Source organism: Nostoc sp. FACHB-888, assembly GCF_014696655.1.
Classification (GTDB): Bacteria; Cyanobacteriota; Cyanobacteriia; order Cyanobacteriales; family Nostocaceae; genus Nostoc.
The window spans coordinates 1-3991 of the sequence record NZ_JACJQM010000297.1; the positions used below are offsets into that span (position 1 = coordinate 1).

Annotated in this window: 6 protein-coding genes; 3 read left to right on the forward strand and 3 right to left on the reverse strand. The window is 37.9% G+C overall.

Features of this window, described 5'->3' with window-relative positions; genetic code table 11:
• Positions 1 to 47 precede the first annotated feature (47 nt).
• Positions 48 to 980, reverse strand: a complete 933-nt coding sequence (locus tag H6G26_RS39470; protein ID WP_190737313.1) for a GHMP kinase — start codon at positions 978 to 980, stop codon at positions 48 to 50.
• Between the two features lie 108 nt (positions 981 to 1088).
• Here H6G26_RS39470 and H6G26_RS39475 point away from each other — a divergent pair, with 108 nt between their 5' ends.
• The 3 genes from H6G26_RS39475 to H6G26_RS39485 all read left to right on the forward strand — a co-directional run bounded on the left by H6G26_RS39475 (position 1089) and on the right by H6G26_RS39485 (position 2143).
• A complete protein-coding gene (locus H6G26_RS39475) occupies positions 1089 to 1268 on the forward strand; it encodes a hypothetical protein (protein ID WP_190737315.1) in 180 nt (59 codons plus the stop codon).
• A 42-nt stretch (positions 1269 to 1310) separates the two neighbouring features.
• Positions 1311 to 1844, forward strand: a complete 534-nt coding sequence (locus H6G26_RS39480) for an isochorismatase family cysteine hydrolase (protein ID WP_190737317.1) — start codon at positions 1311 to 1313, stop codon at positions 1842 to 1844.
• Positions 1845 to 1978: 134 nt separating this feature from the next.
• Positions 1979 to 2143 carry a hypothetical protein gene (locus H6G26_RS39485; protein WP_190737318.1) on the forward strand — a complete coding sequence of 55 codons (165 nt, stop codon included), beginning with the start codon at positions 1979 to 1981 and terminating at the stop codon, positions 2141 to 2143.
• A 58-nt stretch (positions 2144 to 2201) separates the two neighbouring features.
• Here the strand turns inward: H6G26_RS39485 and H6G26_RS39490 are convergent, their stop codons facing one another.
• The gene (locus H6G26_RS39490) at positions 2202 to 2804 is read right to left on the reverse strand and encodes a glutathione binding-like protein (protein WP_190737320.1); all 603 of its coding nucleotides are present in this window, start codon (positions 2802 to 2804) and stop codon (positions 2202 to 2204) included.
• A gap of 111 nt (positions 2805 to 2915) precedes the next feature.
• Complete coding sequence (locus tag H6G26_RS39495; RefSeq protein WP_190737323.1) at positions 2916 to 3503, reverse strand: hypothetical protein; 588 nt, start codon at positions 3501 to 3503, stop codon at positions 2916 to 2918.
• Positions 3504 to 3991: the final 488 nt, after the last annotated feature.

Consider the following 3991-nt stretch of genomic DNA (forward strand, 5'->3'; position numbering starts at 1 on the left):
TTAATACTTAATAGTATGAATATTCTTAGTAACTATTTTTGTATTATTTATAATACTTTTTGAAGTGCGGAAGATGGGATATAAGGCTTAAGTGGCTCATGAGCGAGAAGCAGATGTAGATTTTTTGCAGTTAATTGATCGGGACAAGCCGGAACTACGTATCGGTCAAATTCCGCTTGGGCTTTTGTCATTAAAGCTCCAAGAAGTTGGGCATCTCCGAGTTGTATTGCTTCAACTGCTGCCTGGGTAATTTCAGAACTAATAGAACCAAAATATTTTTGGACATTTTGCTCTATTGAATTAGTAGCCAAAGGATAACACTGATTCAATCGTCTTAGTATTGCTTGTGTGTTTTTGCTACCGCCGAGATCGACAATCACAAAAAACAAATCTTCATTAACTTTTAATTCGAGCAGGTCGATTTTTTCACCATCAAATATCATCAATATTGGGCGATTTCCATAAGCACAAGCTTGATCCATACGACCACAAAGGCTAGGAGTGGTTCTTTCTCCCAAATAGGCAAACTCCATTTCTAAACGAATTGTCATCTTCAAGTCATACAGACGATTAAAAGCCCTCGCAATCAGAACGCAAAAGGCAGCACTCGAAGATAATCCCTTTTGGATGGGTAAGTCGGTTAGATAATTATCAATCTCAAGTCCGCCAACATCATAGTGAGTCAGAATTTGATATGCTGTACCAGCAGCATAACTAAAAAAACCGCCCTCTTTGGCTATGGACTTGAGAGTATTAGATTCCATAGGTAATCTGAGCGGTTCATAACTCCTGCCATCATTGAGAGAAGCACGAATAATTAATTCAGTAGAATTTTGCAAGACATCAGCATAAATTCCTTGATTAGTGCCAACAATTAAGGTGTAACCCTTTTCGAGCAGAGGATTAACACTGCGATATTCTCCTGCCCAATCGCTGTGTTCTCCGAACAAACAAAGACGCCCTGGAACAAAAATTCTCATTTGAAGTTTCCTGTTCTTAATCGAGGTATATTATTCTGATTAGCGTGAATAAACAACATACCATTCATCATTCCTCTTCCCACATCAGCAAGACTTTCGGCAATACTCGTGAGAATTGATTGGGGAGGTGATGACTACACTCCGTCTAGCGATGTCTACGACGGGCTGTCCGGTGTCGCTACTTCTCCCTCTATCCCCAGATTTCCTTACTCAGCACCCCATCACCAGCAACAATATCTGACGGCTGCCAGGGAAGAAGCTCAAAGCCGCAGATGTCGTCTTTTATAAAATTGTTTTATTTAATGTCTTAACTCTTAATCTAAATAAATTATGGCACAAATGAGCGAAATGCTTCTTGTAGTAGATATGCAAAACGGGTTTATGTCTGATAAATGCAGACATATTATTCCTATCGTCATTAAATCAATTAAGTATTTTTTAGCGGCTGGTAAAGTCGTTGAATTCACAAGGTTTATCAATACTCCTGACAGCAATTATGTTAAACTAATTCATTGGTCAAGGTTGATAGATGAACCAGAAACGAGCATTGTTGATGAACTTCAGCCATATATAAATTATATTTTTGATAAACCTTATTACTCTGCATTTACGGAGAAGTTTTCAATTTTTATTTTAAATAATCAAATCAGCAAAATATATCTTTGTGGAGTTGAAACTGATAGCTGTATTTTGAAGACAGCAATTGACTCTTTTGAGCGTGGTATTGAACCAGTCATTATCGAGGATGCTTGTTTTAGTGATGGTGGTCAGCAAGCACATGATGCGGGTATTTTTTTGCTGAAACGTAATATAGGAAAAAACCAAATTAAGACGACTGATGAGATTCTTGAAAAGATGTCATAAGCGCAAAAACTCAACATTCTTATTTCTCAATTAGCCAGCCTTCAAAGAGGAACGCACTTTTTCAACAACTAGTGCTTCGCCACATAAACTTTGCGTGGTGGCAAGCTCTTGGACAGAGGTGCGGAGGGGCAGGGGTGAAAGAACTTGTACAAATCTCTCCTCTGCTCCCCTGCTCCCCTGCCGGACTCCACCCAGCAATTTTGGGTTGGCAGACCACTAGAGTAAGTGCGCCAGGTTCAAATGGACAATTGAGATTTGCCGAGCGCACTAATTCTCGAAAGGACGCAGAACCGCCGTGATCGCAAGCTATAGCGTGTTCTTATCATCGCCCAGGTTGACTTATCCCTGGTCTTGTATTTAAGGAACTTGCATTCCGCGTTGCACAGCCGGACGTTGCTGCACCATGTCCACCCAGCGTTTGAGATTTGGGTAGTTGTCGAGTGTTAAACCCTGAAATTCATAAATTGCTACCCACGGATAAGTTGCAATATCAGCAATAGAATAGTCACCACAGATAAATTCATTGTCTTGCAGTTGTTTATCCAAAACACCATAAATACGTAAAGTTTCCTTTTCATAACGCTCGATGGCATAGGGAAGTTTTTCGGGTGCAAAGCGTTTAAAGTGGTTAAGTTGCCCAAACATTGGCCCGACTCCTGCCATTTGGAACATGAGCCACTCTAGTACTTGAAAACGGCTTTTTTGTTCAGTGGGTAAGAGTTTACCTGTTTTTTCAGCGAGGTAAATTAGAATTGCACCCGATTCAAAAACTTTAATCCCAGTTTCTTGGTCAACAATGGCAGGAATTTTACTATTGGGATTGATGGCGATATATTCAGGTGTAAATTGCTGTTGAGTAGTAATGTCAATTTTGTGGACATTGTAGGGCAATTCGACTTCTTCCAGCATGACGGAAGCTTTGCGTCCATTGGGCGTGGTGAAGGTGTAGAGATCAATCATCTGCTGCTATCCCAAAATTTTGACATTTTCCGATGGTAGTGTAGCTTTGATTGAGAATTTAGGGTATTAGCCGATAGAGAGATAACAGCAATACTGAACAGGTACAGCTTATTACTTAGAAATTATTTTCCGGTGTTGACGTAACAATAAACTAGCACTAATTATTCCTATACCAATCAATATTGTACTATTTCTCGCTTCCGGAACTTTTTGAGGAACCATAAAGGAACCACTTAAGACAACTATACCTGTGTTTCTAGGTTCCGTTGTTGCATTCAGATTGAAAATTACGTTCTCCGAAAGTGTTAAAATTCCTGTTGCACCTTGAAAATTACCTTCTCCACCTACAATAGTTGTAGTGCCGGAAATCGATGCCGTAAAATCTTCAACGTTACGTATAGCAGTACCAGTAGTGCTTGCAAATAATTTATCGTCACCGTTACCAAAAAATGTTTCAGTAAGAATTGGTAATCCTTCTATACCAAACTCTGTGGCATCTTTAACTATTGATTCCGCTCCTGTATTGTCATTTCTTTCGATATAATTCATTCTTAGAAAATTAGTCAAACCATAAGGCACAACAGTACTTTTACCCGTTACAGTTGATTTAAATACATTATCCTGAATCGGTTCAAAAACAGTTTCTGTATTGTAAATAGCCTCAAAAGGAAAAGTAACTTCAGCATCTGCTTTTGCCACATTTAACCCCAAGCTTAGCAATGCTATTTGTATGAATGATAAAGCGAAGGAGCCAAATTTCATATGTTTTTATCCTTTAGTAATAAATACATTCGTAGTAATTTTAGATAACGCTACTAAAATTATTTAATTAGAAGTTTATCAATTAATTAAAATTGGATGATTTCAGCATTAAAACGTAGTTTAATAGTTGCGAGTCCTACGTTACATTGCTACTCGCACGCCGCAACTTTTAGTAAATTATTATTTAAGATTTTTATCTGGGCAAAATAAAATTAATATTTACTAATTCTTCATTAGTACCTAAAGTATATAAATTTTAAATGAATTTACTTTAAGTAAATAAAAATAGAAATATCACAGTAGTATCCCTTATGCAACAGATTAAGAGACCATTTATAAAGTAAATCTTTAGACAACAAGACGACGCAACATAACACGAGTCATAACAGCGTATATCGCAGCTTCACTCATTTCTGGAAGACGTT

What these genes read in the sequence shown, in the direction of transcription:
- H6G26_RS39470 (WP_190737313.1), bottom strand. Translation starts at nt 980, where the DNA reads ATGAGAATTTTTGTTCCAGGGCGTCTTTGTTTGTTCGGAGAACACAGC.
- H6G26_RS39480 (WP_190737317.1), top strand. Translation starts at nt 1,311, where the DNA reads ATGGCACAAATGAGCGAAATGCTTCTTGTAGTAGATATGCAAAACGGG.
- H6G26_RS39490 (WP_190737320.1), bottom strand. Translation starts at nt 2,804, where the DNA reads ATGATTGATCTCTACACCTTCACCACGCCCAATGGACGCAAAGCTTCC.